Origin of the sequence: Enterobacter cloacae complex sp. IR53041 (assembly GCF_049238285.1) — a bacterium.
Lineage (GTDB): Bacteria > Pseudomonadota > Gammaproteobacteria > Enterobacterales > Enterobacteriaceae > Enterobacter > Enterobacter roggenkampii.
In genome coordinates this window covers 1-23,054 of sequence record NZ_JBMKHB010000035.1, presented here as the reverse complement: position 1 = coordinate 23,054, position 23,054 = coordinate 1, and the positions used below count along the sequence as shown (strand labels likewise).

Annotated in this window: 25 protein-coding genes; 16 read left to right on the top strand and 9 right to left on the bottom strand. The window is 53.7% G+C overall.

Translation table 11 applies throughout. The features are described from left to right. Positions 1-2 precede the first annotated feature (2 nt). The 3 genes from rfaC to ACOTXF_RS20015 are packed head-to-tail and all read left to right on the top strand — an operon-like array spanning position 3 to position 3,197. Positions 3-989: a lipopolysaccharide heptosyltransferase RfaC gene (gene rfaC / locus ACOTXF_RS20025; RefSeq protein ID WP_047745831.1), complete on the top strand. Its 987-nt coding sequence runs from the start codon at positions 3-5 to the stop codon at positions 987-989. After that, positions 982-2,091 (top strand): putative lipopolysaccharide heptosyltransferase III, encoded by a 1,110-nt coding sequence (gene rfaQ / locus ACOTXF_RS20020; RefSeq protein WP_023294805.1) that lies wholly within the window; start codon positions 982-984, stop codon positions 2,089-2,091. Before rfaC ends, rfaQ begins: the two co-directional genes overlap by 8 nt. Further along, positions 2,088-3,197 (top strand): glycosyltransferase family 4 protein, encoded by a 1,110-nt coding sequence (locus ACOTXF_RS20015; protein ID WP_045414847.1) that lies wholly within the window; start codon positions 2,088-2,090, stop codon positions 3,195-3,197. The genes rfaQ and ACOTXF_RS20015 overlap by 4 nt, the downstream gene beginning before the upstream one ends. Here ACOTXF_RS20015 and ACOTXF_RS20010 read toward each other — a convergent pair. Continuing rightward, on the bottom strand, positions 3,176-4,279 hold the full coding sequence (locus ACOTXF_RS20010; RefSeq protein ID WP_045414845.1) for a glycosyltransferase family 4 protein: 1,104 nt from the start codon (positions 4,277-4,279) through the stop codon (positions 3,176-3,178). The genes ACOTXF_RS20015 and ACOTXF_RS20010 overlap by 22 nt on opposite strands. 157 nt (positions 4,280-4,436) lie before the next feature. Between ACOTXF_RS20010 and ACOTXF_RS20005 the strand changes: the two genes are divergently transcribed. The 4 genes from ACOTXF_RS20005 to coaD all read left to right on the top strand — a co-directional run bounded on the left by ACOTXF_RS20005 (position 4,437) and on the right by coaD (position 8,014). Continuing rightward, on the top strand, positions 4,437-5,420 hold the full coding sequence (locus ACOTXF_RS20005) for a glycosyltransferase (RefSeq protein WP_025910598.1): 984 nt from the start codon (positions 4,437-4,439) through the stop codon (positions 5,418-5,420). Positions 5,421-5,486: 66 nt separating this feature from the next. Next, entirely contained in the window at positions 5,487-6,761 is a 1,275-nt protein-coding gene (waaA, locus tag ACOTXF_RS20000) for a lipid IV(A) 3-deoxy-D-manno-octulosonic acid transferase (protein WP_232926986.1), read from the top strand. Continuing rightward, positions 6,761-7,531, top strand: a complete 771-nt coding sequence (locus ACOTXF_RS19995) for a glycosyltransferase family 2 protein (protein ID WP_045414842.1) — start codon at positions 6,761-6,763, stop codon at positions 7,529-7,531. The genes waaA and ACOTXF_RS19995 overlap by 1 nt, the downstream gene beginning before the upstream one ends. Positions 7,532-7,534: 3 nt before the next feature. Beyond that, on the top strand, positions 7,535-8,014 hold the full coding sequence (gene coaD / locus ACOTXF_RS19990) for a pantetheine-phosphate adenylyltransferase (protein ID WP_008502695.1): 480 nt from the start codon (positions 7,535-7,537) through the stop codon (positions 8,012-8,014). A 2-nt stretch (positions 8,015-8,016) separates the two neighbouring features. Here the strand turns inward: coaD and mutM are convergent, their stop codons facing one another. The 4 genes from mutM to radC form a co-directional block, all read right to left on the bottom strand. Beyond that, positions 8,017-8,826, bottom strand: a complete 810-nt coding sequence (gene mutM / locus ACOTXF_RS19985) for a bifunctional DNA-formamidopyrimidine glycosylase/DNA-(apurinic or apyrimidinic site) lyase (protein ID WP_021242414.1) — start codon at positions 8,824-8,826, stop codon at positions 8,017-8,019. 72 nt (positions 8,827-8,898) lie between these two features. Further along, on the bottom strand, positions 8,899-9,066 hold the full coding sequence (gene rpmG, locus ACOTXF_RS19980) for a 50S ribosomal protein L33 (protein WP_003024094.1): 168 nt from the start codon (positions 9,064-9,066) through the stop codon (positions 8,899-8,901). Positions 9,067-9,088: 22 nt separating this feature from the next. Further along, entirely contained in the window at positions 9,089-9,325 is a 237-nt protein-coding gene (gene rpmB, locus ACOTXF_RS19975; RefSeq protein ID WP_002436699.1) for a 50S ribosomal protein L28, read from the bottom strand. Positions 9,326-9,543: 218 nt separating this feature from the next. Next, complete coding sequence (gene radC / locus ACOTXF_RS19970; protein ID WP_039267069.1) at positions 9,544-10,212, bottom strand: RadC family protein; 669 nt, start codon at positions 10,210-10,212, stop codon at positions 9,544-9,546. A gap of 172 nt (positions 10,213-10,384) precedes the next feature. Between radC and coaBC the strand changes: the two genes are divergently transcribed. The 3 genes from coaBC (at position 10,385) to slmA (ending at position 12,749) form a co-directional block, all read left to right on the top strand. Beyond that, entirely contained in the window at positions 10,385-11,596 is a 1,212-nt protein-coding gene (coaBC, locus tag ACOTXF_RS19965; protein WP_115415095.1) for a bifunctional phosphopantothenoylcysteine decarboxylase/phosphopantothenate--cysteine ligase CoaBC, read from the top strand. Further along, positions 11,574-12,032 (top strand): dUTP diphosphatase, encoded by a 459-nt coding sequence (gene dut, locus ACOTXF_RS19960; RefSeq protein ID WP_008502691.1) that lies wholly within the window; start codon positions 11,574-11,576, stop codon positions 12,030-12,032. The genes coaBC and dut overlap by 23 nt, the downstream gene beginning before the upstream one ends. Positions 12,033-12,152: 120 nt before the next feature. Beyond that, the gene (gene slmA, locus ACOTXF_RS19955) at positions 12,153-12,749 is read left to right on the top strand and encodes a nucleoid occlusion factor SlmA (protein ID WP_008502690.1); all 597 of its coding nucleotides are present in this window, start codon (positions 12,153-12,155) and stop codon (positions 12,747-12,749) included. An 82-nt stretch (positions 12,750-12,831) separates the two neighbouring features. On the opposite strand, the gene pyrE is transcribed toward slmA, so the two are convergent. Beyond that, positions 12,832-13,473, bottom strand: coding sequence for an orotate phosphoribosyltransferase (gene pyrE / locus ACOTXF_RS19950; RefSeq protein WP_008502689.1), 642 nt, complete (start codon positions 13,471-13,473; stop codon positions 12,832-12,834). Positions 13,474-13,540: 67 nt separating this feature from the next. Beyond that, positions 13,541-14,257 (bottom strand): ribonuclease PH, encoded by a 717-nt coding sequence (gene rph / locus ACOTXF_RS19945; protein WP_045414836.1) that lies wholly within the window; start codon positions 14,255-14,257, stop codon positions 13,541-13,543. Positions 14,258-14,382: 125 nt separating this feature from the next. On the opposite strand from rph, the gene ACOTXF_RS19940 reads away from it, so the two are divergent. Both ACOTXF_RS19940 and ACOTXF_RS19935 read left to right on the top strand, forming a co-directional pair. Further along, positions 14,383-15,246, top strand: a complete 864-nt coding sequence (locus tag ACOTXF_RS19940) for a YicC/YloC family endoribonuclease (protein WP_008502687.1) — start codon at positions 14,383-14,385, stop codon at positions 15,244-15,246. A 190-nt stretch (positions 15,247-15,436) separates the two neighbouring features. After that, entirely contained in the window at positions 15,437-16,699 is a 1,263-nt protein-coding gene (locus ACOTXF_RS19935) for a tyrosine-type recombinase/integrase (RefSeq protein ID WP_048975621.1), read from the top strand. A gap of 310 nt (positions 16,700-17,009) precedes the next feature. Here ACOTXF_RS19935 and ACOTXF_RS19930 read toward each other — a convergent pair whose 3' ends face one another. Then, a complete protein-coding gene (locus ACOTXF_RS19930; RefSeq protein ID WP_069602396.1) occupies positions 17,010-17,681 on the bottom strand; it encodes an IS5 family transposase in 672 nt (223 codons plus the stop codon). A gap of 775 nt (positions 17,682-18,456) precedes the next feature. On the opposite strand from ACOTXF_RS19930, the gene ACOTXF_RS19925 reads away from it, so the two are divergent. The 3 genes from ACOTXF_RS19925 (at position 18,457) to ACOTXF_RS19915 (ending at position 22,309) form a co-directional block, all read left to right on the top strand. Beyond that, positions 18,457-19,686, top strand: a complete 1,230-nt coding sequence (locus tag ACOTXF_RS19925) for an EAL and HDOD domain-containing protein (RefSeq protein ID WP_039025660.1) — start codon at positions 18,457-18,459, stop codon at positions 19,684-19,686. Between the two features lie 78 nt (positions 19,687-19,764). Beyond that, a protein-coding gene (locus ACOTXF_RS19920; RefSeq protein ID WP_176691070.1) for an IS1 family transposase occupies positions 19,765-20,462 on the top strand; the annotation gives its coding sequence in 2 pieces (ribosomal slippage) (positions 19,765-20,014 and positions 20,014-20,462; 699 coding nt in all). A gap of 146 nt (positions 20,463-20,608) precedes the next feature. Then, positions 20,609-22,309, top strand: a complete 1,701-nt coding sequence (locus ACOTXF_RS19915) for a methyl-accepting chemotaxis protein (RefSeq protein WP_269837649.1) — start codon at positions 20,609-20,611, stop codon at positions 22,307-22,309. Positions 22,310-22,402: 93 nt separating this feature from the next. Here the strand turns inward: ACOTXF_RS19915 and yjeJ are convergent, their stop codons facing one another. Then, positions 22,403-22,885 (bottom strand): YjeJ family protein, encoded by a 483-nt coding sequence (yjeJ, locus tag ACOTXF_RS19910; protein WP_072038181.1) that lies wholly within the window; start codon positions 22,883-22,885, stop codon positions 22,403-22,405. A 58-nt stretch (positions 22,886-22,943) separates the two neighbouring features. On the opposite strand from yjeJ, the gene ACOTXF_RS19905 reads away from it, so the two are divergent. Then, a partial coding sequence (locus tag ACOTXF_RS19905; protein WP_421635297.1) for an IS1 family transposase occupies positions 22,944-23,054 on the top strand: 111 nt, incomplete at its 3' end.

The window sequence follows — 23,054 nt, the reverse complement described above, 5'->3', positions numbered from 1 at the left end:
GAATGCGGGTACTGATCGTTAAAACCTCGTCGATGGGCGATGTTCTGCACACGCTACCGTCACTGACGGACGCCATGCAGGCCGTACCGGGCATTCGTTTTGACTGGGTGGTGGAAGAGGGCTTCGCGCAGATCCCCACCTGGCATGAAGCGGTCGACCGCGTGATCCCGGTGGCGATTCGCCGCTGGCGGAAAGCGTGGTTCTCCGCGCCGATTAAAGCCGAACGCAAAGCCTTCCGCGAGGCGGTACAGGCGCAGCGTTATGATGCCATCATCGACGCGCAGGGGCTGGTCAAAAGCGCCGCGCTGGTGACGCGACTGGCGCGCGGCGTAAAGCACGGCATGGACTGGCAAACCGCCCGCGAACCGCTGGCGAGCCTGTTCTATAACCACCGCCACCACATCGCGAAGCAGCAGCACGCGGTGGAACGTACCCGCGAGCTATTTGCAAAGAGTCTTGGCTATGCAAAGCCGGAAACGCAGGGCGATTACGCCATTTCGCAGCATTTTTTGCACGGTTCGCAACAAACAGACGCACCCTACCTGATTTTCCTTCATGCAACGACCCGCGACGACAAGCACTGGCCGGAAGCGCACTGGCGCGAACTGATCGGCCTGCTGGGGAGTGAGGGGTTACGTATCAAACTCCCGTGGGGTGCACCGCACGAAGAGGCGCGGGCCAAACGCCTGGCGGCAGGGTTTGATTATGTGGACGTTCTGCCGCGCATGAAGCTGGATGGCGTCGCTCAGGCGCTGGCAGGCGCTACGGCAGTGGTCTCCGTGGATACGGGACTCAGCCACCTGACGGCGGCGCTGGACCGTCCTAATATTACGCTTTACGGCCCAACGGACCCGGGGCTTATCGGCGGCTATGGAAAAAATCAATATATCTGCCGCCCGGAACACTCATCGCAGCTGAGCGACCTCAGCGCCGCTGCGGTATTTGCGCAATTAGAGCCTTTGCTGGCAGCAGAGAGAGCCTATGTCTGATTTTTTCTCAGCGGAGCGCCCGCCAAAGCGCGTGCTGATTATTAAGCTTCGTCACCACGGTGACGTTTTGCTTACCTCGCCGGTTTTTACCGTGCTGAAAAAGAACTGGCCGAACGTGGAAGTCGATGCGCTGGTTTATGACGATACCCAGGCGATGCTGACCAGCCACCCGCATATCGACCAGGTGCACACTATTGGGCGCAACTGGCGCAAGAAGGGCTGGTTTGAACAATTCCGCCTCTACCGCGCCCTGCTGAACACCCTGAAAGGCCGTCAGTATGACGTGCTGATTAACCTGACCGAACACTGGCACGGCGCGCGCCTGGCGCGTCGCCTGAAACCGCGCGTCTCCGTCGGCTTTAAGCCGGATAAGCGCGGGGGCCTGGCGCGTCGTCGTTGGGTGAAATCGTTCACCACGCTCTATCCGGCGATTCAGGACAACAGCCGTCATATGGTGGAGGTTAATCTGGATGCCCTGCGCCGGATCGGCATTCATCCGCAGTCCGATGAAGACAAACATACGCTTTTTGTGCCCGGTGACGCGGCAGAAGCCTCTGTGGCCGAAAAGCTGGCCGGGTTTGGGCTCACGAGTAAATCCTACATTCTGGTTCACCCGACCTCGCGCTGGATGTTTAAGGCCTGGGATATCAAAAAGCTGGCAGCGACCATTGATAACCTGGCGGCGCGCGGCCTGCCGATCGTCCTCTCCGCCGCACCGTCAAAAGAAGAGAAGGCCTATATGGATGCGCTGCGCGCAGCCCTCACCCAGCCGGTCTTTGATTTAAGCGGTCAGCTGAACCTGAAAGAGCTGGGCGCGCTCATGAAGCACGCCCGGGTGTACTTCGGCGTGGATTCCATGCCAATGCATCTTGCGAGCGCTGTCGGTACGCCAACCGTCGCCATCTTTGGCCCTACCGGCGCCATCAAATGGGCGCCGTGGGGGGTAAATTATCGTGTAATCGTGGCCGGGTTTACCTGCCAGCCGTGCGGCAAAGCGGGCTGCGGAGACAGCGGTGTCTCTGACTGCATCACGGCCATCACCCCACAGCAGGTGCTGAGCGCCATTGATACGATGCTCTTGGAAACGGAAACCCCTGCATGAAGCTGGCGATTGTCCGACAGACCTACAACCCCAACGGTGGCGCAGAGCGTTTCGTCTCGCGTGCGCTGAACGTGCTGGCGCAGGATACCTCCCTTGATGTCACGCTGATTGCCCGCCAGTGGGAGGATGCCGCAGGCTGGAAAACGCTGACGGTCAATCCGCCGTTTCACAATCGCATCGCGCGTGAATCCGGTTTTGCCCTCGAAGCCGCCGCGCATTTTGCGCAGTTTGATATTGTGCAAAGCCACGAACGCATACCGGGAGCCACCATCTTCCGGGCAGGCGACGGTGTTCACGCCACCTGGCTTGAGCAATATGGCCGCATTCTGTCGCCGCTGGCGCGCTGGGCGCAATCTCTGAGCCGCTATCACCGCTACATTCTGCAGGCCGAGGCGCAGATGTTTACCCATCCGCAGCTGCGCAAGGTGATCTGTAATTCGAAGATGGTGCGCGATGATATCGTGCGTCGCTTCGGGCTGCCGGACGACAAGCTGACGGTGATCTACAACGGCGTGGACACCGTTCAGTTTAGCCCTGAGGTCCGCGCCCTTTCGCAGCGTGATGCCCTGGGTATTCCTCCTGACGCACCGGTGCTGGCGTATGTTGGGTCAGGCTTCAGCCGCAAAGGCGTCGCCACCGCGCTGCGCGCCATTGTGGCGCATCCTGACGTCTGGCTGCTGATTGCCGGCCGCGATAAACATGCGCGGAAGTTCGAAAAGCTGGCACAGGCGCTGGGGATTTCCTCACGAGTGAAGTTCCTGGGCCCCGTTGCCAACGTGCGTGAAGTCTATGGCACGGCGGATGCCCTTATCCTGCCGACGCTCTACGATCCCTTCCCGAACGTCTGCGTGGAAGCGCTGGCCTGTGGTTTGCCGCTGCTTACCAGCCACGGCTGCGGCGCGGCGGAGTGGATAACCGAGGGTCAAAACGGCTGGGTGCGCGATGCGCTGGACAGCGAAGGCTACCAGCAGGCCATCTCGCTGTGGCTGAAAGGCCGTGAACAGGGTGTCGATTACTCCGCCGCTGCGCGTGCAACCGCCGAGCCCTTCACCCTGGACAGAATGGCGAAAGAGCTACAGGCGCTTTATCGTGATTTGCTGCGCTGAGCGGCATCGGAGAAGACTTTCTCCATCGCGTCCAGCATACATTCGCGGGTAAAGTGCGTGCTCAGGTAGTCATATCCCTGTTGCGCGAGCGTCTCACGAAGGGCTGAGTCGTCATAGAGTTTCATTATGGCATCGTGCAGCGCGTTTTCGTCGCGCTGCGCGACCAGCACTCCCGTCTGCCCGTTAATCACCGCATCTCCCGTTCCACCCGCATCCGTCGCAATGGTGGCAATACGGCTGGCTAACGATTGCAGCACGCCCTGCGGAACACCTTCCATATCGTGCGAAGGGCTGAGCGCAATATCAAAGGCCGGAAACCAGCGTTCCGGATCGGGTTGATGTCCCGCCATGACCACGCGCTGCTGTAACCCCAGGGCGGTGATTTCCTGTTCCAGCGTAGCTTTGTGCGGACCTTCGCCGACAATCGCCAGCTTGATGTGTGGATTGTCGATTTTCGCCAGGGCGCGCAGCAGTACGCTATGGCCTTTGTTCGGGCGCAAATGCGATACCACGCCCAGCCAGAAATCGTCCTGCGACAAACCACAATGAACCCGGGCCTGGTGCTTATCTCCCGGATGGAAACGCTGCGTATCGACACCGCTTGGCACCGACGTACTCTGAGACATCGGCACGCCAATATTTGCCACCTGATGGCGCAGCGCCTCGCCGGTGGTCACGATATGCGCGCAGGCCGTGCGGAAGAGCCAGCGGGTCGTCCAGTTGTTGCGCGGTACGCCGGACGCATGACGGGTTCTCACCAGTGGTACAGGGTTGGACAGCGTCAGATTCGCCAGCGCCACCAGCCAGGTATCGGCAGAGTTATGGCTGTTGATGACGTCAATCGAGTGACGGTTATCCTTCATCCAGCGACGCAGCACCTGCAGGTTTTTAAGGTTCTTACGCTTCAACGGCATCGTGACCACCGTCAGACCGGCATTGCGTGCCAGCGCGTGGAGCGGCGCAGTTTCCGGACAAAGGAGAGTCACCTGATGGCCACGCTGAATCATCCCAAGCGATTCGTTGATAATGCGCAGAGGCTGCCCGCCTTTGCCGCCGTCTGCTTCAGTGTGAACAATATGCATATATTTCCTGTTAAAAATCTCGCCCGCGTGACGCTAATTTTCCACCTGAAACGATCTTTGTCCCTCCAGGCATATGTTTTTAGTATCCACCAGATATAATACAGCGCGAATGGTACCACCATATTGGGTGGCCTGCCCTGAACACAACGGAGAAAGCATGTCCGACAAACCTTTATTGAGCCTCGTGGTCGCCGTTTATAACGGTGAAAAATTCCTCAATGCATTTTTCGACAGCATTAAAGCTCAACATTTGGACAGTCTGGAACTGGTCGTTGTGAACGACGGGTCAAGCGACAGCTCCTCCACCATCATTGCGCAGTACGCCAGCGAATTCCCCTTCTACAAAGTTATCGATCAGGCCAATCAGGGCGTGTCGGCCGCGCGTAATACCGGCCTGGCGGTGGCAACGGGCGAATACGTCGCCTTCCCGGACATCGACGACGTGATTTATCCGGGCATGTACCCGCGCCTGCTTGAGATGGCCAAAAAGAACGATCTTGATGTCGCGACCTGCAACGGTACCTATATCTACGACGACGGACGCCCGTCGAAAAAGATCTTCCCGTCCGACAAGCTGCAGTCCACCGACGTACTGGACGGCCCAACCTGGCTTCAGCGCGCGCTTTCATCGCGAAAGTTCCTGCACGTGACCTGGCTGAATATCTACCGCCATGCTTTCATCAAGGAGCAGGGCTTCACCTTTGAACACGGTCTGCGCCACCAGGATATCCCCTGGACCACTGAAGTGCTGCTGACCGCCAAACGCGTGCAGTACACCGACGAAACCTTTTACGATTACCTGATCCACTCGGCCTCGGTGTCGCACACGCCGGGAACGGACGACACGCGAATGCGCAACGCCCGCCACTACATGAAAATCCTCGAAATGCTGGATGCAATCAACCAGCGTTACCCGGATGCGGTGCGCCATGTGCCGGCCTGCCAGTGGCAGATTGCCAAAGAGGGTCTGGGCATTCTTCACGCCATTAACAACATCGGCGATCAGAGCAAAAAGCGTGAAATCATCCGCGAGCTGTTTGACCGCGGGATCTGGTCGCTAATCTGGAAAAACGCCCGTGGGCTGCGCCAGCACTGGCGCCTGGGACGCCGTTATTTCCGTCTGAAACGGTATCTGGCATAAGAGATAGCTTTACCTGGCTTAAATGCTTAGAATTTGCCCGCCGAAACTAAAAAAACGGATAATCGCTTGGAATTGTTGTATACCGCTCTGCTCTACATCATTCAGCCACTGGTGTGGCTGAGACTGTTGCTTCGTAGCCGTAAAGCGCCTGCGTATCGTAAACGCTGGGCTGAACGCTATGGCTTCTGCCGCAATAAAGTCGCGCCGGACGGTATTTTGCTGCATTCCGTTTCTGTCGGTGAAACGCTGGCGGCAATCCCGCTGGTTCGCGCCCTGCGTCACCGCTACCCGTCGCTGCCGATTACCGTCACGACGATGACGCCAACCGGCTCGGAGCGCGCGTTATCCGCTTTTGGCAAAGACGTTCATCACGTCTATCTCCCTTACGATCTCCCCTGCGCCATGAATCGTTTCCTGAATACCGTTCGCCCGAAGCTGGTGATTGTGATGGAAACCGAACTGTGGCCGAACATGATCTCCGCCCTGCATGCCCGTAAAATTCCGCTGGTGATTGCCAACGCGCGCCTGTCAGAGCGCTCGGCGAAAGGTTACGACAAGCTGGGTAAATTTATGCGCCGCCTGCTGAGCAAAATCACCCTGATTGCCGCGCAGAATGAAGAAGATGCGGCACGCTTTATCTCTCTGGGCCTCAAACGCAACCAGCTTGCGGTGACGGGTAGCCTGAAATTTGATATTTCGGTTACCCCTGAACTCGCCGCCCGCGCCATCACGCTTCGCCGCCAGTGGGCCCCGCGTCGTCAGGTCTGGATTGCGACCAGCACCCATGATGGCGAAGAAGAGATTATCCTGCAGGCGCACCGAAAGCTGCTGGAAACCTTCCCGGACTTACTGCTGATCCTCGTGCCCCGCCATCCGGAACGTTTTAAAGATGCCCGTGAAATGGTGCAGAAAGCCGGTTTCAGCTTCACGCTGCGCAGCAGCGGGGAGATCCCGTCTGGCAGCACCCAGGTGGTGATTGGCGATACGATGGGCGAACTGATGCTGCTCTACGGCATTGCTGACCTCGCGTTTGTCGGCGGCAGCCTGGTGGAGCGCGGCGGCCATAACCCGCTCGAGCCGGCAGCCCACGCGATTCCGGTGCTGATGGGGCCACATACGTTTAACTTCAAAGATATCTGCGCGAAATTACAGCAGGCCGATGGTTTAATTACCGTGACCGATGCGGACTCCGTAGTTAAAGAGGTCTCAACCCTTCTGACTGACGAAGATTATCGCCTGTGGTACGGGCGACATGCGGTCGAAGTGCTGCACCAGAACCAGGGTGCCCTGACCCGTCTGCTGCAACTTCTGCAACCTTACCTGCCCCAGCGGAGCCACTGATGTCAACGCGTCTGTCGGTCGTGATGATCGCCAAAAACGCCGCCGACCTGCTTCCGGACTGCCTGGCGTCGGTTGCCTGGGCTGACGAGATAGTCGTTCTTGATTCCGGAAGTACGGACAACACGGTGGACGTTGCCCGGGCAGCGGGCGCAAAAGTCTTTATCGATACTGACTGGCAAGGCTATGGCCTCCAGCGCCAGCGCGCGCAGGGGTTTGCCACCGGAGATTATGTCCTGATGCTCGATACTGACGAGCGCATCACGCCGGAGCTTCAGCAGGCCATTCAGGCGGTGCTTTCCTCACCTCAACCTGGTGCTGTATACAGCATTGCCCGCCGCAACTACTTCCTTGGCCGTTTTATGCGCCACAGCGGCTGGTATCCTGACCGCGTGACGCGCCTCTACGAGCGCGAGCGGTATCAGTACAACGACAATCTGGTGCATGAATCTCTGGCCTGCGACAATGCCCAGGTCATCCCCCTGACGGGCGATTTGCTGCACCTGACCTGCCGCGATTTCGCAAGCTTCCAGCGCAAACAGCTCAACTATGCCACCACATGGGCGCAGGAGCGTCACCAGCGCGGCAAGAAGGCCTCGCTGACCGGAATCTTCACCCACACGCTGGGCGCGTTCCTGAAAACGCTGCTGCTGCGTGGTGGCGTGCTGGACGGTAAGCAGGGCTGGTTACTTGCGGTAGTCAATGCCCAGTATACTTTCAACAAATACACCGAGCTGTGGGCGCTCTGCCGCGGCTACTCAGAGAAAACGTGAGCCATGAGCACAAAAGCGATTTATCCGGGTACCTTCGATCCGATCACCAACGGTCATCTTGATATCATCACCCGTGCGGCGTGCATGTTCGACAAGGTGATCCTGGCGATTGCCGCCAGCCCCAGCAAAAAGCCGATGTTTGACCTCCACGAGCGCGTGCAGCTCGCCACCGATGCCATTTCGCACCTGCCGAATGTTGAGGTTGTCGGATTCAGCGACCTGATGGCGAACTTCGCCCGCGCCCAGCAGGCGAACATTCTGATCCGCGGTTTACGCGCGGTGGCAGACTTCGAATATGAGATGCAGCTGGCGCACATGAACCGCCACCTGATGCCGGAGCTGGAGAGCGTATTCCTGATGCCCTCCAAAGAGTGGTCGTTTATCTCGTCCACGCTGGTGAAAGAGGTGGCGCGCCATCACGGGGACGTTACCCATTTCCTGCCGGTTAACGTCCACCAGGCGTTGATGGAAAAGCTCAAGTAGCCCTATTTCTGGCACTGACGGCAGTAGAACGTGGCGCGCTGGGCGTGCTTCGTGGCAATAATGGGTGTGCCGCAGACTCTGCACGGTTCGCCCTTACGGCCATACACCTGCAGCTCCTGGGCAAAATAGCCCGGCTTGCCGTCACTTTGCAGGAAGTCCTTCAGCGTTGTCCCCCCCTGCTCAATCGAGCGCAGCAATACGGCTTTAATCACCCGAACCAGCAGCTCGCACTCCTGCGCCGACAGCGACGAGGCCAGCCGATCGGGGTGGATCCCGGCCGCAAACAGCGATTCGCTGGCGTAGATATTCCCCACGCCGACCACCAGCTTGTTATCCATCAGCCAGGGCTTAATCGGGCTTTTCTTCTTCGCGCACTTCGCCTTGAGGTATTCCGCGTTAAACGCGTCTGAGAGCGGCTCCGGGCCCAGATGCGCCAGCACGTTATGCCCTTCCAGCTCCTTCGTCCACAGCCACGCGCCAAAGCGCCGTGGATCGGTGTAACGGAGCACTTTGCCGTTGCTCATCACCAGATCCACGTGGTCGTGCTTTTCCGCAGGCAGTTCTTCGGTAAGAACGCGCAGGCTCCCGGACATCCCCAGGTGGATAATGATCCAGCCGTCGGGCAGCTCCAGCAGCAGGTATTTCGCGCGGCGCCGCACGCTAAGGACGGGTTTATCGCTCAGGGCATGGATCTCATCGGATACCGGCCAGCGCAGACGCCCGTTACGGACAACCGCGTGAAGAATCGTCGCACCGACCAGATGGGGCTCAATGCCGCGACGGCTGGTTTCTACCTCAGGTAATTCAGGCATGGTTCCTCCGTTGAGATACAGAATGCAAAAAACCCCGCAGTTGCGGGGTTTTTCGATACAAGGAGACTAAAATTATTTGATTTTAGCTTCTTTGTACAGTACGTGCTGGCGTACAACTGGATCGAATTTTTTCAGTTCCAGTTTTTCCGGCTTAGTACGTTTGTTCTTCGTGGTGGTGTAGAAGTGACCTGTACCAGCAGAAGAAACCAGCTTGATTTTCTCGCGAATACCTTTAGCCATGATTTATTTCCTCTTTAAGTACTTAGTACTTTTCGCCACGGGCACGCAGTTCAGACAGAACTGTATCGATGCCTTTCTTATCGATTACACGCATACCTTTAGCAGATACGCGCAGGGTGACAAAACGCTTCTCGCTCTCAACCCAGAAACGGTGAGAGTGCAGGTTCGGCAGGAAACGGCGTTTAGTCGCGTTCAGTGCGTGGGAACGGTTGTTACCGGTCACCGGACGCTTGCCAGTAACTTGGCAGACTCGGGACATGTCTATTCTCCAAAAATCAAATTAGCTCGAGCTTCGTATGGGGTATCGGCGCCTCGTCAGGCTTTACAGCCCGGTCATCGCATAGTTCTAAGTGAACTCTCGATTGCCAGGCCCAAATGCCAAACCCGAGATTCTCAAAGGTGGCGTAGTATACGCTGACTCGGCGGTGTGCTCAAGTCCCGAACAGACAAAGATCCCGATGGATCGCGAGAAATAGCCTAAATCCAGCCATGTTCTGCAAAAGAAATGTACTCTCCGCGGCCAATTATCAGATGGTCCAGCACACGAATGTCCATGAATTGACAGCATTTGATAATGCGCTCGGTGATTTCTTTGTCCGCTCTGCTCGGTTCTGCACAGCCTGAGGGGTGATTATGCGCGAGGATCACGCCCGCTGCATTCACTTTTATCGCTTCCCGCACAATTTCTCGCGGATGCACCTCAACGTGGCTTAACGTACCGGCAAAGAGGCAACTATGTTTCAGTACCCGGTTTCTGTTATCGACAAAGATCACCATAAAGATCTCGCGCTCGATATCGGTTAACTGGCTTTGCAGGTATTCACGCGTCATCGCTGGCGTCAGGATCGGATCGTCCTTCTCCATGCGGACATTGTAAAAACGGCGGGCAAGTTCAGCAATGGCCCGCAACTGGGCATATTTCGCCACACCGATCCCTTCTACGTGCTTAAACTGCGCCAGTTCGGCGGTCAGCAAACCGTGCAGAGAACCGAAATGTAAGATCAGCTCTTTTGCCAGCGTAAATACCGTTTTACCGGGCGTTCCGGTACGTAAAAAGAGCGCCAGCAGTTCATCATCTTTTAACAGGGTGACGTCATAGCGCAGCAGTTTTTCGCGCGGCAGCAGCGGCTCATCCTCTTCTTCCATGCTCTTTCTCCCTTTTTTAACCGCATGCTGCCACAGGCCAGTCAGGCACTCGACGACCACGTTGCGTTCTTGCGTAGCGCCTCGCAAAGTGGTCGAAGGACAAAATCACCCCGTTTTGGGGATTGTGATAAAATGCCCGCTCTCTGGTGAACCCCAACAGGAAAGAATCATGATGAGCCTGGCCGATAAAAAAATCGTTCTTGGCGTGAGCGGCGGTATTGCTGCCTACAAAGCGCCGGAGCTGGTGCGTCGTCTGCGCGAGCGCGGGGCAGATGTGCGGGTCGCGATAACCGAAGGCGGTAAAGCCTTTATCACTCCTCTGAGCCTGCAGGCCGTTTCAGGATACCCGGTATCTGACAGCCTGCTCGATCCGGCCGCCGAAGCCGCGATGGGCCATATTGAGCTTGGGAAATGGGCAGACCTGGTTATCCTCGCCCCCGCCACGGCTGATTTAATCGCCCGGGTAGCGGCCGGTATGGCAAACGACCTGGTCTCCACCATTTGTCTGGCCACACCTGCGCCTGTTGCCGTCGTGCCTGCCATGAACCAGCAGATGTACCGTAACGCGGCTACGCAGCACAATCTTGAGACCCTGGCCTCACGCGGCCTGCTTATCTGGGGTCCGGACAGCGGTAGCCAGGCCTGCGGCGATGTTGGCCCGGGCCGCATGCTTGATCCGCTGACGATTGTTGATATGGCCGCAGCCCACTTCTCGCCTGTCAACGATCTGCAACATCTCAACATCATGATTACCGCGGGCCCCACGCGCGAGCCGCTGGATCCGGTGCGCTACATTACCAACCATAGCTCCGGCAAAATGGGCTTTGCGATTGCCGCCGCCGCCGCGAAGCGTGGTGCGAACGTCACGCTGGTGAGCGGCCCGGTCTCTCTGCCTACGCCTGCGTGTGTGAAGCGAATTGACGTTACCACCGCGCTGGAGATGGAAGCCGCCGTGCAGGCACATGCGCAAAGCCAGCAGATTTTTATTGGCTGTGCGGCCGTTGCAGACTATCGTGCTGAGACGATCGCCGAGGCTAAAATTAAAAAGCAAGGCGATGAATTAACACTAAAAATGGTGAAAAACCCGGACATTGTTGCCGGTGTCGCCGCACTAAAAAGCCACCGGCCATACGTTGTTGGGTTTGCCGCAGAAACGAATAATGTGGAAGAATATGCCCGGCAAAAACGTACCCGCAAAAACCTCGATTTGATTTGCGCGAACGACGTATCGCTGGCCACACAAGGATTTAACAGCGACAGCAACGCACTGCACCTTTTCTGGCAGGATGGAGATAAAGTCTTACCGCTTGAGCGCAAGGAACTCCTGGGCCAACATTTACTCGACGAGATCGTTACCCGTTATGATGAAAAAAATCGACGTTAAGATTCTGGACCCGCGTGTTGGCGAGCAATTCCCGCTGCCAACCTATGCCACCTCCGGCTCTGCCGGTCTTGACCTGCGCGCCTGTCTCGATGACGCCGTAGAACTGGCTCCGGGTGCCACGACCCTGGTTCCGACTGGCCTGGCGATTCACATTGCTGACCCGTCGCTGGCAGCGGTTATCCTGCCGCGTTCTGGCCTGGGCCATAAGCACGGCGTTGTGCTGGGTAACCTGGTGGGCCTGATCGACTCCGACTATCAGGGTCAACTGATGGTCTCCGTCTGGAACCGTGGTCAGGACAGCTTCACCATTGAACCGGGCGAGCGTATCGCACAGATGGTCTTTGTACCGGTGGTACAGGCAGAATTTAACCTGGTGGCAGACTTTGACGCCACTGACCGTGGCGAAGGCGGCTTCGGCCATTCCGGGCGCAAATAACGGCCCGACAAACACGTATCTCACAGCGTCATAATGCAATAACAAACCGCAAACGTCCGTTTGCGGTCGCTGTGTGGATGCCAGCCTGGCAAGTGCTTATTTTCAGGGGTATTTTGTAACATGGCAGAAAAACAAACCGCGAAAAGGAATCGTCGCGAAGAAATACTTCAATCTCTGGCTCTGATGCTTGAATCCAGCGATGGCAGTCAACGCATCACCACCGCTAAACTGGCCGCCTCCGTAGGCGTGTCTGAGGCGGCGCTGTACCGTCATTTTCCGAGCAAGACCCGGATGTTCGACAGCCTGATCGAGTTTATTGAAGACAGCCTGATCACGCGCATCAACCTGATTCTGAAAGACGAAAAAGACACTACCGCGCGTCTGCGTCTGATAGTGCTGTTAATCCTGGGCTTCGGTGAACGCAATCCGGGCTTAACCCGTATCCTGACCGGCCACGCGCTGATGTTTGAGCAGGACAGACTCCAGGGCCGCATTAACCAGCTTTTCGAACGCATTGAAGCGCAGCTGCGCCAGGTTCTGCGCGAGAAGAAAATGCGTGAGGGTGAAGGATACAGCATTGATGAAACGCTGCTGGCGAGCCAGATTCTGGCGTTTTGTGAAGGGATGCTTTCCCGCTTCGTGCGCAGCGAGTTCAAATACCGTCCAACGGACGATTTTGACGCCCGCTGGCCGTTAGTCGCAGCACAATTACAGTAACGCCATCGCCGAATGGCGGCGTCGCCTTATCCGGCCTACGAACGGGTAGGCCCGGTAAGCACAACGCCACCGGGCAATGCACTTAAACCCCAAACGCTTCGCGATACGCTTTTACCGCTGCCAGATGGTCCGCCATCTCAGGCTTCTCTTCCAGATACGCAATCAGATCTTTCAGGGTGATTATTGACGTCACAGTGCAGTTGTAATCCCGCTCCACTTCCTGAATGGCGGAAATTTCTCCGCGACCACGCTCCTGACGATCCAGCGAAATCAACACGCCAGCCAGCGTTGCACCGTTGGCCTGGATAATCTCCATTGATTCGCGGATCGCCGTGCCCGCGGTGATCACATCGTCCACCAGCATGACGCGGCCCTGCAGCGCGCTGCCGACCAGATTCCCGCCCTCACCGTGGGTTTTGGCTTCTTTGCGGTTAAAGCAGTACGGCACGTCGCGATCATGATGTTCCGCCAGCGCCACCGCGGTAGTGGTCGCAATCGGAATGCCCTTATAGGCCGGGCCAAACAGCAGGTCAAAATCAATCCCGGAATCCACCAGCGCTTCGGCATAGAAACGGCCTAACAGTGCCAGATCGCGCCCGGTATTAAACAGCCCGGCGTTGAAGAAATAAGGACTTTTACGCCCGGATTTCAGCGTAAATTCGCCAAACTTAAGTACCTGCTTGTTAAGCGCAAACTCAATAAACTGGCGCTGATACGATTTCATGGATTAGCTCCTTTGGTTTTTCTGTCTTACAGGCAAAAAAAAGGCGACTCATTGGTCGCCTTTAAAATCAATTTTCTAACGCCGCTTTCTGCGTCGTGACAATGGATTCGATTCCCCCTCGGGCCAACGCCAGCAGGGAGAGAAGCTCTTCGTGGGTGAACGGCTCGCCTTCTGCCGTGCCCTGCACCTCAATGATGCGACCGTCTTCGGTCATCACCACGTTCATGTCTGTCTCTGCAGCGGAATCTTCAACGTATTCCAGATCGCAAAGCGCTTTACCGTTAACGATGCCTACGGAGACCGCCGCAACCATGCCTTTCATTGGATTGGTTTTCAGCTTACCGGCTGCAACCAGCTTGTTCAGGGCATCGGCCAGCGCTACACAGGCGCCGGTAATAGAGGCCGTACGCGTGCCACCATCGGCCTGAATCACGTCGCAGTCCAGGGTAATCGTGAATTCGCCGAGGGTTTTCAGATCAACGGCGGCGCGCAGCGCACGCGCGATCAGACGCTGAATTTCCATGGTACGACCGCCCTGCTTACCCTTTGCCGCTTCACGAGCGTTACGGGTATGGGTCGCGCGCGGCAGCATGCCGTACTCGGCGGTGATCCAGCCCTGGCCCTGACCTTTCAGGAAGCGCGGAACGCCTTCTTCGATGGATGCGGTACACAGCACTTTGGTGTCACCAAACTCAACCAGCACGGAGCCTTCAGCGTGTTTTGTATAGTTACGGGTCAGGGTGACGGGACGCACCTGATTGGCGCTACGACCTGATGGACGCATGATGGATTCTCCGGCTTGAAACGAATGTGGCTGCGCATTATACGGATAAAGGACGCTTATTCCTATCCTGAGAAGCCCCCGAAAGCTATAATCCCCCCATCTCTCCTTTAAAAACGGGAATGTCTATGATCCGCAGTATGACCGCCTACGCCCGGCGTGAAATCAAGGGTAGCTGGGGTAGCGCTACATGGGAAATGCGCTCGGTAAACCAGCGTTACCTGGAAACGTATTTCCGTATGCCGGAGCAGTTCCGCAGCCTTGAGCCTGTTGTTCGCGAGCGTATCCGTACGCGTCTGACGCGCGGTAAAGTGGAATGTAACCTGCGCTTTGAGCCCGATGCCAGCGCACAGGGCGAGCTGATCCTCAACGAAAAACTGGCGAAACAGCTCGTGAATGCGGCGAACTGGGTCAAAATGCAGAGCGATGAAGGCGAAATCAACCCGGTTGATATTCTGCGCTGGCCTGGCGTCATGGCCGCCGGCGAGCAGGATCTGGACGCGATTGCCGCTGAAATTCTGGCCGCCCTCGACGGCACGCTGGATGACTTTATCGTTGCCCGCGAAACCGAAGGTCAGGCGCTGAAAGCGATGATTGAGCAGCGCCTAGAAGGCGTGAGTGCGGAAGTGGCTAAGGTTCGCACCCATATGCCGGAAGTGCTGCAGTGGCAGCGTGAGCGCCTGGTCGCCAAACTGGAAGAGGCAGAAGTTCAGCTGGAAAACACCCGTCTGGAACAAGAGCTGGTGCTGATGGCGCAACGTATTGATGTCGCTGAAGAGCTGGACCGTCTGGAAGCGCACGTTAAAGAGACCTACAACATTCTTAAGAAAAAAGAAGCGGTAGGCCGCCGTCTGGACTTTATGATGCAGGAGTTCAACCGCGAGTCGAACACTCTTGCGTCTAAGTCGATCAATGCGGAAGTGACGAATTCAGCGATTGAGTTGAAAGTACTGATTGAGCAAATGCGCGAGCAGATTCAAAATATCGAGTAGTGTTTCACGCGATCTCATAGAGTCTCACTAAGTCGCATCAGGACAAAAAGGCCATTGTAAATCATGGCCTTTTTGTTTTATATAGTCTCATATTGTATCACTACAGCGCGTGTTTCGTGTGTACATAGACGTGTACATACTGGCATTTATGACACGCCGCTTATGTACACAGCAATGAGACAAGGTAAGCATGGCGAAACTGACAGACATACAAATCAGAGCATGGATAAAAGCGGGTGAGCATTTTGCTGGTCGCTCTGACGGAGGCGGGCTGTATTTATGCTTCCCTGAGAATTACTCGATACCCTTCTGGCGTTTTCGCTATCGCTTTGCGGGCAAACAGCGGGCAATGGTCATAGGCACGTATTCTGAACTGTCGCTCGCTAGAGCACGCGAAACGGCTAAAGAGATGTCAGCCCGTGTTGCGCTGGGCTACGACGTATCGGGAGAGAAGCAAGAACGCAAGGCTGATGCGTTAAAGAAAATGGAGGAAGAAAAGCACGCGCTGCGTGTTTCAGAGCTGGCCGCTGAATACTTTGAGCGCCAGATCCTCAACCGGTGGAAACACCCGGACATTCTGCGCCGTCGCATAGACAAGGACATCAACCCCAATATTGGGCATCTCAGAATCGAAGACGTTAAAGCCTGGCATATCGACGACATGCTGCAAAAAATCGTCCAGCGTGGTGCGCCGACAGTCGCTAACGATGTGTTGAGGTGGACTCGCCGTATATTCGATTACGGCATAAAACGGCATATGCTGGAAACTAATCCTACAGGCGCATTTGAAATTGCTGATGCGGGCGGTCAGGAGCAAAGCCGGGAACGCTGGCTAAGCCGTGAAGAACTCATCCAGTTCTTTCAGGCCATGCCTATGACAAAGGGATTCTCACGTCAAAATGAACTGACAATGAAACTCCTGTTAGTCTTTTGCTGCCGCAAAATGGAGCTTTGCGGTGCTCGTTGGGAAGAGTTTGATCTTGATGAAGCCGTCTGGCACTTACCCGCAGAGCGGGTTAAGAATGGCGATGCGATCGATATCCCCATTCCAGCACCGGCGCTTGAATGGCTGAAAGAACTGCACCGGATGTCCTGCAATAGTCAGTGGGTGCTTCCGGCCAGGAAGATGCAGCACCGGATGATCCCCCACATTCAGGAAAGCACATTGCCAGTAGCGTTAGCAAAAATAAAAGCCAACATGCCCGGCGTTCCTAACTTCACCATTCATGATTTCCGACGCACAGCGCGATCTCATCTGGCCGCATTGGGAGTTGATCCAGTTGTTGCAGAACGCTGCCTGAATCACAGAATTAAAGGCGTTGAGGGGATTTACAACCGCTATCAGTATTTCGACGAGAGGAAACAAGCCTTAGATTTATGGGCTAACTTGCTGGTTTCCTTAGAAAGAGGTGAGGATTATAACGTGACGCCGTTGAGGAAGGGCATAGGGTGAAGTGTACTGGTATGGATGTCGACTATAATTCAAAAAATAGGTTGAGCTAACATTAACGCATATTAAATCATTGAAGTTATCATAATCCCCAGCGTCACGTAGGTCTATTTTAATCTGTATGGTTTTTGAACCAACTGGCGTCACAAACTGACGCCAGAATTTAAGGAAGGTGCGAATAAGCGGGGAAATTCTTCTCGGCTGACTCAGTCATTTCATTTCTTCATGTTTGAGCCGATTTTTTCTCCCGTAAATGCCTTGAATCAGCCTATTTAGACCGTTTCTTCGCCATTTAAGGCGTTATCCCCAGTTTTTAGTGAGATCTCTCCCACTGACGTATCATTTGGTCCGCCCGAAACAGGTTGGCCAGCGTGAATAACATCGCCAGTTGGTTATCGTTTTTCAGCAACCCCTTGTATCTGGCTTTCACGAAGCCGAACTGTCGCTTGATGATGCGAAATGGGTGCTCCACCTTGGCCCGGATGCTGGCTTTCATGTATTCGATGTTGATGGCCGTTTTGTTCTTGGTCGAGCTGGGTGCCTCAATGATGGTGGCATCGACCAAGGTGCCTTGAGTCATCATGACGCCTGCTTCGGCCAGCCAGCGATTGATGGTCTTGAACAATTGGCGGGCCAGTTGATGCTGCTCCAGCAGGTGGCGGAAATTCATGATGGTGGTGCGGTCCGGCAAGGCGCTATCCAGGGATAACCGGGCAAACAGACGCATGGAGGCGATTTCGTACAGAGCATCTTCCATCGCGCCATCGCTCAGGTTGTACCAATGCTGCATGCAGTGAATGCGTAGCATGGTTTCCAGCGGATAAGGTCGCCGGCCATTACCAGCCTTGGGGTAAAACGGCTCGATGACTTCCACCATGTTTTGCCATGGCAGAATCTGCTCCATGCGGGACAAGAAAATCTCTTTTCTGGTCTGACGGCGCTTACTGCTGAATTCACTGTCGGCGAAGGTAAGTTGATGACTCATGATGAACCCTGTTCCATGGCTCCAGATGACAAACATGATCTCATATCAGGGACTTGTTCGCACCTTCCCTAAAATTATCAGAGCATCGACGTACAGAACGAGAATATCGTATCTCTGTCGTGACGGGAAAGTCTGGGGGATGACTGTACAGATCGTTTTTGCCACATACCTTAACGGGGCAAGTGGTGCAATCCTGGTTGTGTCTGACAGGTTTGTCCTGCTCGATGAGATCCTCTGTGCGCACCAGGCGCTAACCGGCTGCCGTAATGTCAGGCAAAGGAAGGCGAGTGTTTCTTCATGATGGACAGATGAAAACATGGTGGCCATCCGTTTTCTTGTCAGTAATGATTATTATTGCATTGATGGCGATTTATTATTCATCAGGTGATGCGGCAGACGGGAATTAATAATAGCCTGATCATTATCAGACTTGTTATTATCGGATGCCCACTGGTAATAATAATCAGTTACGGTATTAATGGTACCGGTTTAATTCTCTGTGTAACGGTTAAAAAATTGTATGACGTCTGTCAAAAACTGTGGATAAAATGATTTTTTCTATGGACATAAATGAAATTTACCCCGAAAATTAAATTGCAGGGAAGGAATAAATCAGTGAACAATTCTGTTGGCCGGGAATGGTGATGTCGCATCATCCCGGTTCTTTTATGATTTGAGTTGTGCTCCGGATCAAATTTATTGTCCGTAGTGCGTGTTATAAGCATGGAAAGGTTACATTTCTAAAAATTATAACGCTGACCTGGGGACCGGGAATATGTATTCATTTATCGCACGCCAGCCTATTTTTGACACAAAAATGCAGACCGTCGCTTATGAGCTGCTTTTCAGGGACGGAATGAACAATGCCTTTCCCGATGTTTCACCAGAATACGCCACGTCCAGAATGATTTCTGACCAGTTTTTATGCATCCCTGTTCCCCGTATAGCCAACAATCACAGTTCTTTTATTAATGTGCCGCACCAGATGATCATTAACGGACTGGGCGATACGCTGCCGAATGAAAAAGTGGTCATCGAAATTCTGGAAAATGCAGTCCCGGATGATGCGCTTTTCTGTGCCGTAAAGGATATGCACGACAGGGGTTACCAGCTTGCGCTCGATGATTTCACGATGGATGATGAATGGGACCGCTTTATGCAGTATATTTCTGTCATCAAATTTGATGTCAGAGACAATGACTATGAAGATATCCGGCAATATATCCACAGAAAAAGTCAGCTTCTGCAGGGCATAAAATTCCTTGCTGAAAAAGTGGAAACAAGGGACGAGTTTGAGCTTTACAGCCGGGCGGGTTTCGCGCTTTTCCAGGGATTTTTCTTCAGTCGCCCGGAAATCCTCAGAAATAAATGCCTTTCCCAGAACCCCCTGCCACTCTCCAGGCTGATGATGGAGGTGAACAGGGAAAACCCGGACTTTGCCGCGGTCGAACGTCTGCTTAAAACCGATCTGACGCTGTCATATAAAATCATGCGCTACGTCAGAAACATGCTGTTTAAATCACATGGCATAATTCAGGCGGACAATCTTACCCTGAAAGAAATGCTGATGTATCTGGGGGGCAAAGAACTCCGGCGGTTTGTTGCGGTGGCCGCCCTTTCAAATATGGGGCGTTCCGGCATCAGTGAACTTTATCATCTGAGCATGGTTCGCGGAAAATTCTGCGAATTAATTGCCGGAAAAATAAATAATGTTTCATTATCCTATAACGCATTTATATGCGGTCTGTTTTCATTGCTGGATGTCATTCTTGAACTCCCCATGGACGATTTAATTAAACAGATTTCAATCCCGCAAAACGTAACTGCCGCGCTTTGTGAACATAAAGGTGAACTTTTTGACATACTGACCCTGTCGTTATGTTATGAGAAACTTAACTGGGAGGAAACCGCGAAAATATGTAATACCCTCAATATCAGCGAGTTCACTGTTATAGAAACCATGCAGGCCGCAACAAAATGGGCGGACGAGCTCGCCGTCTGTTAAGGATATTTATCACAAGACAAATCGGTAATGCTGCCAACTTACTGATTTAGTGTATGATGGTGATTTTAAGGTGCTTGCGTGGCTTCCATTTCCATCAGATGTCCCACTTGTTCAGCTACCGAAGGCGTCGTGCGTAACGGTAAAAGCACTGCCGGACATCAGCGCTATCTCTGCTCTCACTGCCGTAAAACATGGCAAATCAGCTTCACTTACACCGCCTCTCAACCCGGTACACATCAGAAAATCATTGATATGGCTATGAATGGGGTTGGGTGCCGTGCCAGTGCCCGCATTATGGGCGTTGGCCTCAACACGATTTTACGGCACTTAAAAAACTCAGGCCGGAGCCGGTAACATCGCGCATACAACCGGGCAGTGACGTCATTGTCTGCGCGGAAATGGACGAACAGTGGGGCTACGTCGGGGCTAAATCACGTCAGCGCTGGTTATTTTACGCCTATGACAGGATGCGCAGGACGGTGGTGGCACACGTCTTTGGTGAGCGTACTCTGGCCACACTGGAGCGTCTTCTGGAGCTGCTGTCGGTCTTTGATGTGGTGGTATGGATGACGGATGGCTGGCCGCTTTATGAATCACGCCTGAAGGGAAAGCTGCACGTTATCAGCAAGCGTTACACTCAGCGCATTGAGCGACATAACCTGAATCTGAGACAACATCTGGCAAGGCTGGGACGGAAGTCACTGTCGTTCTCAAAATCGCTGGAGCTGCATGACAAGGTCATCGGGCATTATCTGAACATAAAACACTATCAGTAAGTTGGAGTCATTACCAAAATCACCATCATACACTAAATCAGTAAGTTGGCAGCATTACCTCATATCAGGGACTTGTTCGCACCTTCCCTAAAGTTTTAATAAAGCGTTCCGATAAATAAAACCGAAGTGTGAAAGGACTATCCCTCATGGTGGTTATTCATCATGATATTTCAAAGATACTAAAGTTAAATTGGAGAGGTATGATGAACATCACCAAACGGTTATTACTCGCTTTTTCTCTACTTATCATTAGCTTGATTGGCACGAATATCATTGCAATGATTTCTTTATCAAAAATTAGTGAGGACACTAATTATTTCCAGGAAAATATTCTTCCCAGCCTGACGACAATGAATAAGGAAATGATTCAGGCTACAGGCATTCATTCGCAACTTTATTTGCATGGTTTAATCGAAGACCCGGCGCAAATGGATGTCATTAAACAAAGTGCCAATAAAATTTATGATGAGCTCCTTGTAAAACATCAATACTATCTTAAAGAATTAGCTTCTGACCCGCGCGAAGTAGAACTGAGCAATAAAACACTGGCGGATTTACAGGCGTTCCGCGGAGCAATGGACCAATATTTTAAAATATCAGAATCGAATGACAACAAAGCGCTTATCCAAAGCATGCAAAAAGGCGGATTAATCGCAGAAAAAATTGCTGCATTACTTGCTGATTTTAATGACCAGATTGACTACAACACCTCTTTAGTTGTACAGGCGAATGCGGCCAGTAAATCGCTTATTAGCAAAGCACTGATTTTATCAGTGAGCGCAACGCTGGCTGCAACCATTCTTCTTGGGCTGTTTGGTCTGCTTACGGTTTTAAATATTCGTCGCCGTTTAAATGCCATGAGAGATGGCATGGTGCAGATCAGTGAAGACCTTGATCTGAGCAAAAATCTGCCGGCCGGCCGCCAGGATGAAATTGGCCATGCCATCACGGCATTTAACCATCTCGTTGAGCGGGTGGCGGAATCCCTCAGTATGGTGAGGAATGCTTCTGCTTCGGTAAATACTGCGGCAAACGAAATTTCTTTAGGCAATGATGAGCTGTCAGCGCGTACTGAACAACAATCTGCCGCCGTTGTTGAAACTGCTGCCAGTATGGAAGAGCTGAGCTCGACGGTAAAACAGAACGCGCAAAACGCCCAACAGGCGAGTTTGCTGGCTGTTACCGCGTCCGATACGGCGAGTCAGGGGGGTATTGTTGTAGGTAATGCCGTGAGTCGGATGAAAGATATTATCGAAAGCTCACGCCGCATCTCTGAAATTACCACCGTTATTAACGGTATCGCGTTCCAGACCAATATTCTGGCGCTCAATGCCGCCGTTGAGGCTGCGCGTGCGGGCGACCAGGGGCGCGGGTTTGCCGTTGTTGCCGGAGAGGTACGTTCATTAGCTCAGCGCAGCTCACAGGCTGCAAAAGAGATTGAAACGCTCATCGGCGAGTCAGTTCATTTTGTAGAAGAAGGCGCAAAACAGGTCGATCTGGCGGGTGAAAGTATGAGTGGGATTGTTCACTCCGTTACCCAGGTTAAAGATTTGATGCAGGAAATTGCCGCAGCGTCTGACGAGCAAAATCGGGGTATTGCGCAGATTGCTCAGGCCATGTCTGAAATGGACACGACAACACAGCAGAACGCCGCTCTGGTTCAGGAATCGTCTGCTGCTGCGGGAAGTCTGGAAGATCAGGCGGTCAAGCTGCAACAACTGGTTGATGTATTCCGTTTACCTGGGGTACAAACGGCGGCGGCTGCGGCCAAAGCCCCTAAACGTCCTCTTAAAATGTCCCCTGTGTCTGCGGCTGCAGGCCATGATGCAGGTTGGGAGACGTTCTAAAGCAGGGCCTTACTGTAATAGCGTCGCACCTATTGTTCAGGTGCCGGTAATTCCAACGCTGCCACGGAATATCGTGGCAGCGTTTTCGCTATATTATTTTTTGGCTTTTTTTACCGATGGTTTCACCGTGACCTGATGACGTATCTGGTTCAGCGTATGCATGCATCTATCCAGATTAAGCGGTTCACCCTCTTGCACGTTAATAGCCTGAATGTGTACCTGACAGGCTTTACTGGCGAGTTTTCCCAGCCGTGGGCTGAAAGCCAACAGTCTTTTGGCGATCGCCTGGGTTTCAGGAGTATCGGGAAGGCTTCTGGTTTTGATCACCGTACCGCAGAAAGTGGATTTTTTCTTTGTCTCGGCATAGTGGTACAGAAGAATTAAATAGTGATCAAACAATGCCGTTTTCCACTCTGGCTGGGTATAGGTATCGTAGATCATCTTACCGTCAGGCTGGCAATCAACATTATATAGTGGAAGAAAATCCAGTAATGAAGAGATACGCAATGCCAGTTCGCGCATGCCAGCGTTATTAATAGCATGAATTAAAACATGGGTAAGTAACTCTATTTGCAACTCGGTAATGCTGCCAACTTACTGATTTAGTGTATGATGGTGATTTTAAGGTGCTTGCGTGGCTTCCATCTCCTTCAGATGTCCTTCCTGCTCCGCTACTGAAGGCGTGGTGCGTAACGGCAAAAGCACTGCCGGACATCAGCGCTATCTCTGCTCTCATTGCCGTAAA

What these genes read in the sequence shown, in the direction of transcription:
- ACOTXF_RS19935 (WP_048975621.1), top strand. Translation starts at nt 15,437, where the DNA reads ATGGCGAAACTGACAGACATACAAATCAGAGCATGGATAAAAGCGGGT.
- coaD (WP_008502695.1), top strand. Translation starts at nt 7,535, where the DNA reads ATGAGCACAAAAGCGATTTATCCGGGTACCTTCGATCCGATCACCAAC.
- dut (WP_008502691.1), top strand. Translation starts at nt 11,574, where the DNA reads ATGATGAAAAAAATCGACGTTAAGATTCTGGACCCGCGTGTTGGCGAG.
- ACOTXF_RS20015 (WP_045414847.1), top strand. Translation starts at nt 2,088, where the DNA reads ATGAAGCTGGCGATTGTCCGACAGACCTACAACCCCAACGGTGGCGCA.
- rph (WP_045414836.1), bottom strand. Translation starts at nt 14,257, where the DNA reads ATGCGTCCATCAGGTCGTAGCGCCAATCAGGTGCGTCCCGTCACCCTG.
- ACOTXF_RS19925 (WP_039025660.1), top strand. Translation starts at nt 18,457, where the DNA reads ATGTATTCATTTATCGCACGCCAGCCTATTTTTGACACAAAAATGCAG.
- rfaQ (WP_023294805.1), top strand. Translation starts at nt 982, where the DNA reads ATGTCTGATTTTTTCTCAGCGGAGCGCCCGCCAAAGCGCGTGCTGATT.
- coaBC (WP_115415095.1), top strand. Translation starts at nt 10,385, where the DNA reads ATGAGCCTGGCCGATAAAAAAATCGTTCTTGGCGTGAGCGGCGGTATT.
- ACOTXF_RS19915 (WP_269837649.1), top strand. Translation starts at nt 20,609, where the DNA reads ATGGTGGTTATTCATCATGATATTTCAAAGATACTAAAGTTAAATTGG.
- rpmB (WP_002436699.1), bottom strand. Translation starts at nt 9,325, where the DNA reads ATGTCCCGAGTCTGCCAAGTTACTGGCAAGCGTCCGGTGACCGGTAAC.
- ACOTXF_RS19940 (WP_008502687.1), top strand. Translation starts at nt 14,383, where the DNA reads ATGATCCGCAGTATGACCGCCTACGCCCGGCGTGAAATCAAGGGTAGC.
- ACOTXF_RS19930 (WP_069602396.1), bottom strand. Translation starts at nt 17,681, where the DNA reads ATGAGTCATCAACTTACCTTCGCCGACAGTGAATTCAGCAGTAAGCGC.
- ACOTXF_RS19995 (WP_045414842.1), top strand. Translation starts at nt 6,761, where the DNA reads ATGTCAACGCGTCTGTCGGTCGTGATGATCGCCAAAAACGCCGCCGAC.
- ACOTXF_RS20005 (WP_025910598.1), top strand. Translation starts at nt 4,437, where the DNA reads ATGTCCGACAAACCTTTATTGAGCCTCGTGGTCGCCGTTTATAACGGT.
- mutM (WP_021242414.1), bottom strand. Translation starts at nt 8,826, where the DNA reads ATGCCTGAATTACCTGAGGTAGAAACCAGCCGTCGCGGCATTGAGCCC.
- rfaC (WP_047745831.1), top strand. Translation starts at nt 3, where the DNA reads ATGCGGGTACTGATCGTTAAAACCTCGTCGATGGGCGATGTTCTGCAC.
- slmA (WP_008502690.1), top strand. Translation starts at nt 12,153, where the DNA reads ATGGCAGAAAAACAAACCGCGAAAAGGAATCGTCGCGAAGAAATACTT.
- pyrE (WP_008502689.1), bottom strand. Translation starts at nt 13,473, where the DNA reads ATGAAATCGTATCAGCGCCAGTTTATTGAGTTTGCGCTTAACAAGCAG.
- rpmG (WP_003024094.1), bottom strand. Translation starts at nt 9,066, where the DNA reads ATGGCTAAAGGTATTCGCGAGAAAATCAAGCTGGTTTCTTCTGCTGGT.
- ACOTXF_RS20010 (WP_045414845.1), bottom strand. Translation starts at nt 4,279, where the DNA reads ATGCATATTGTTCACACTGAAGCAGACGGCGGCAAAGGCGGGCAGCCT.
- radC (WP_039267069.1), bottom strand. Translation starts at nt 10,212, where the DNA reads ATGGAAGAAGAGGATGAGCCGCTGCTGCCGCGCGAAAAACTGCTGCGC.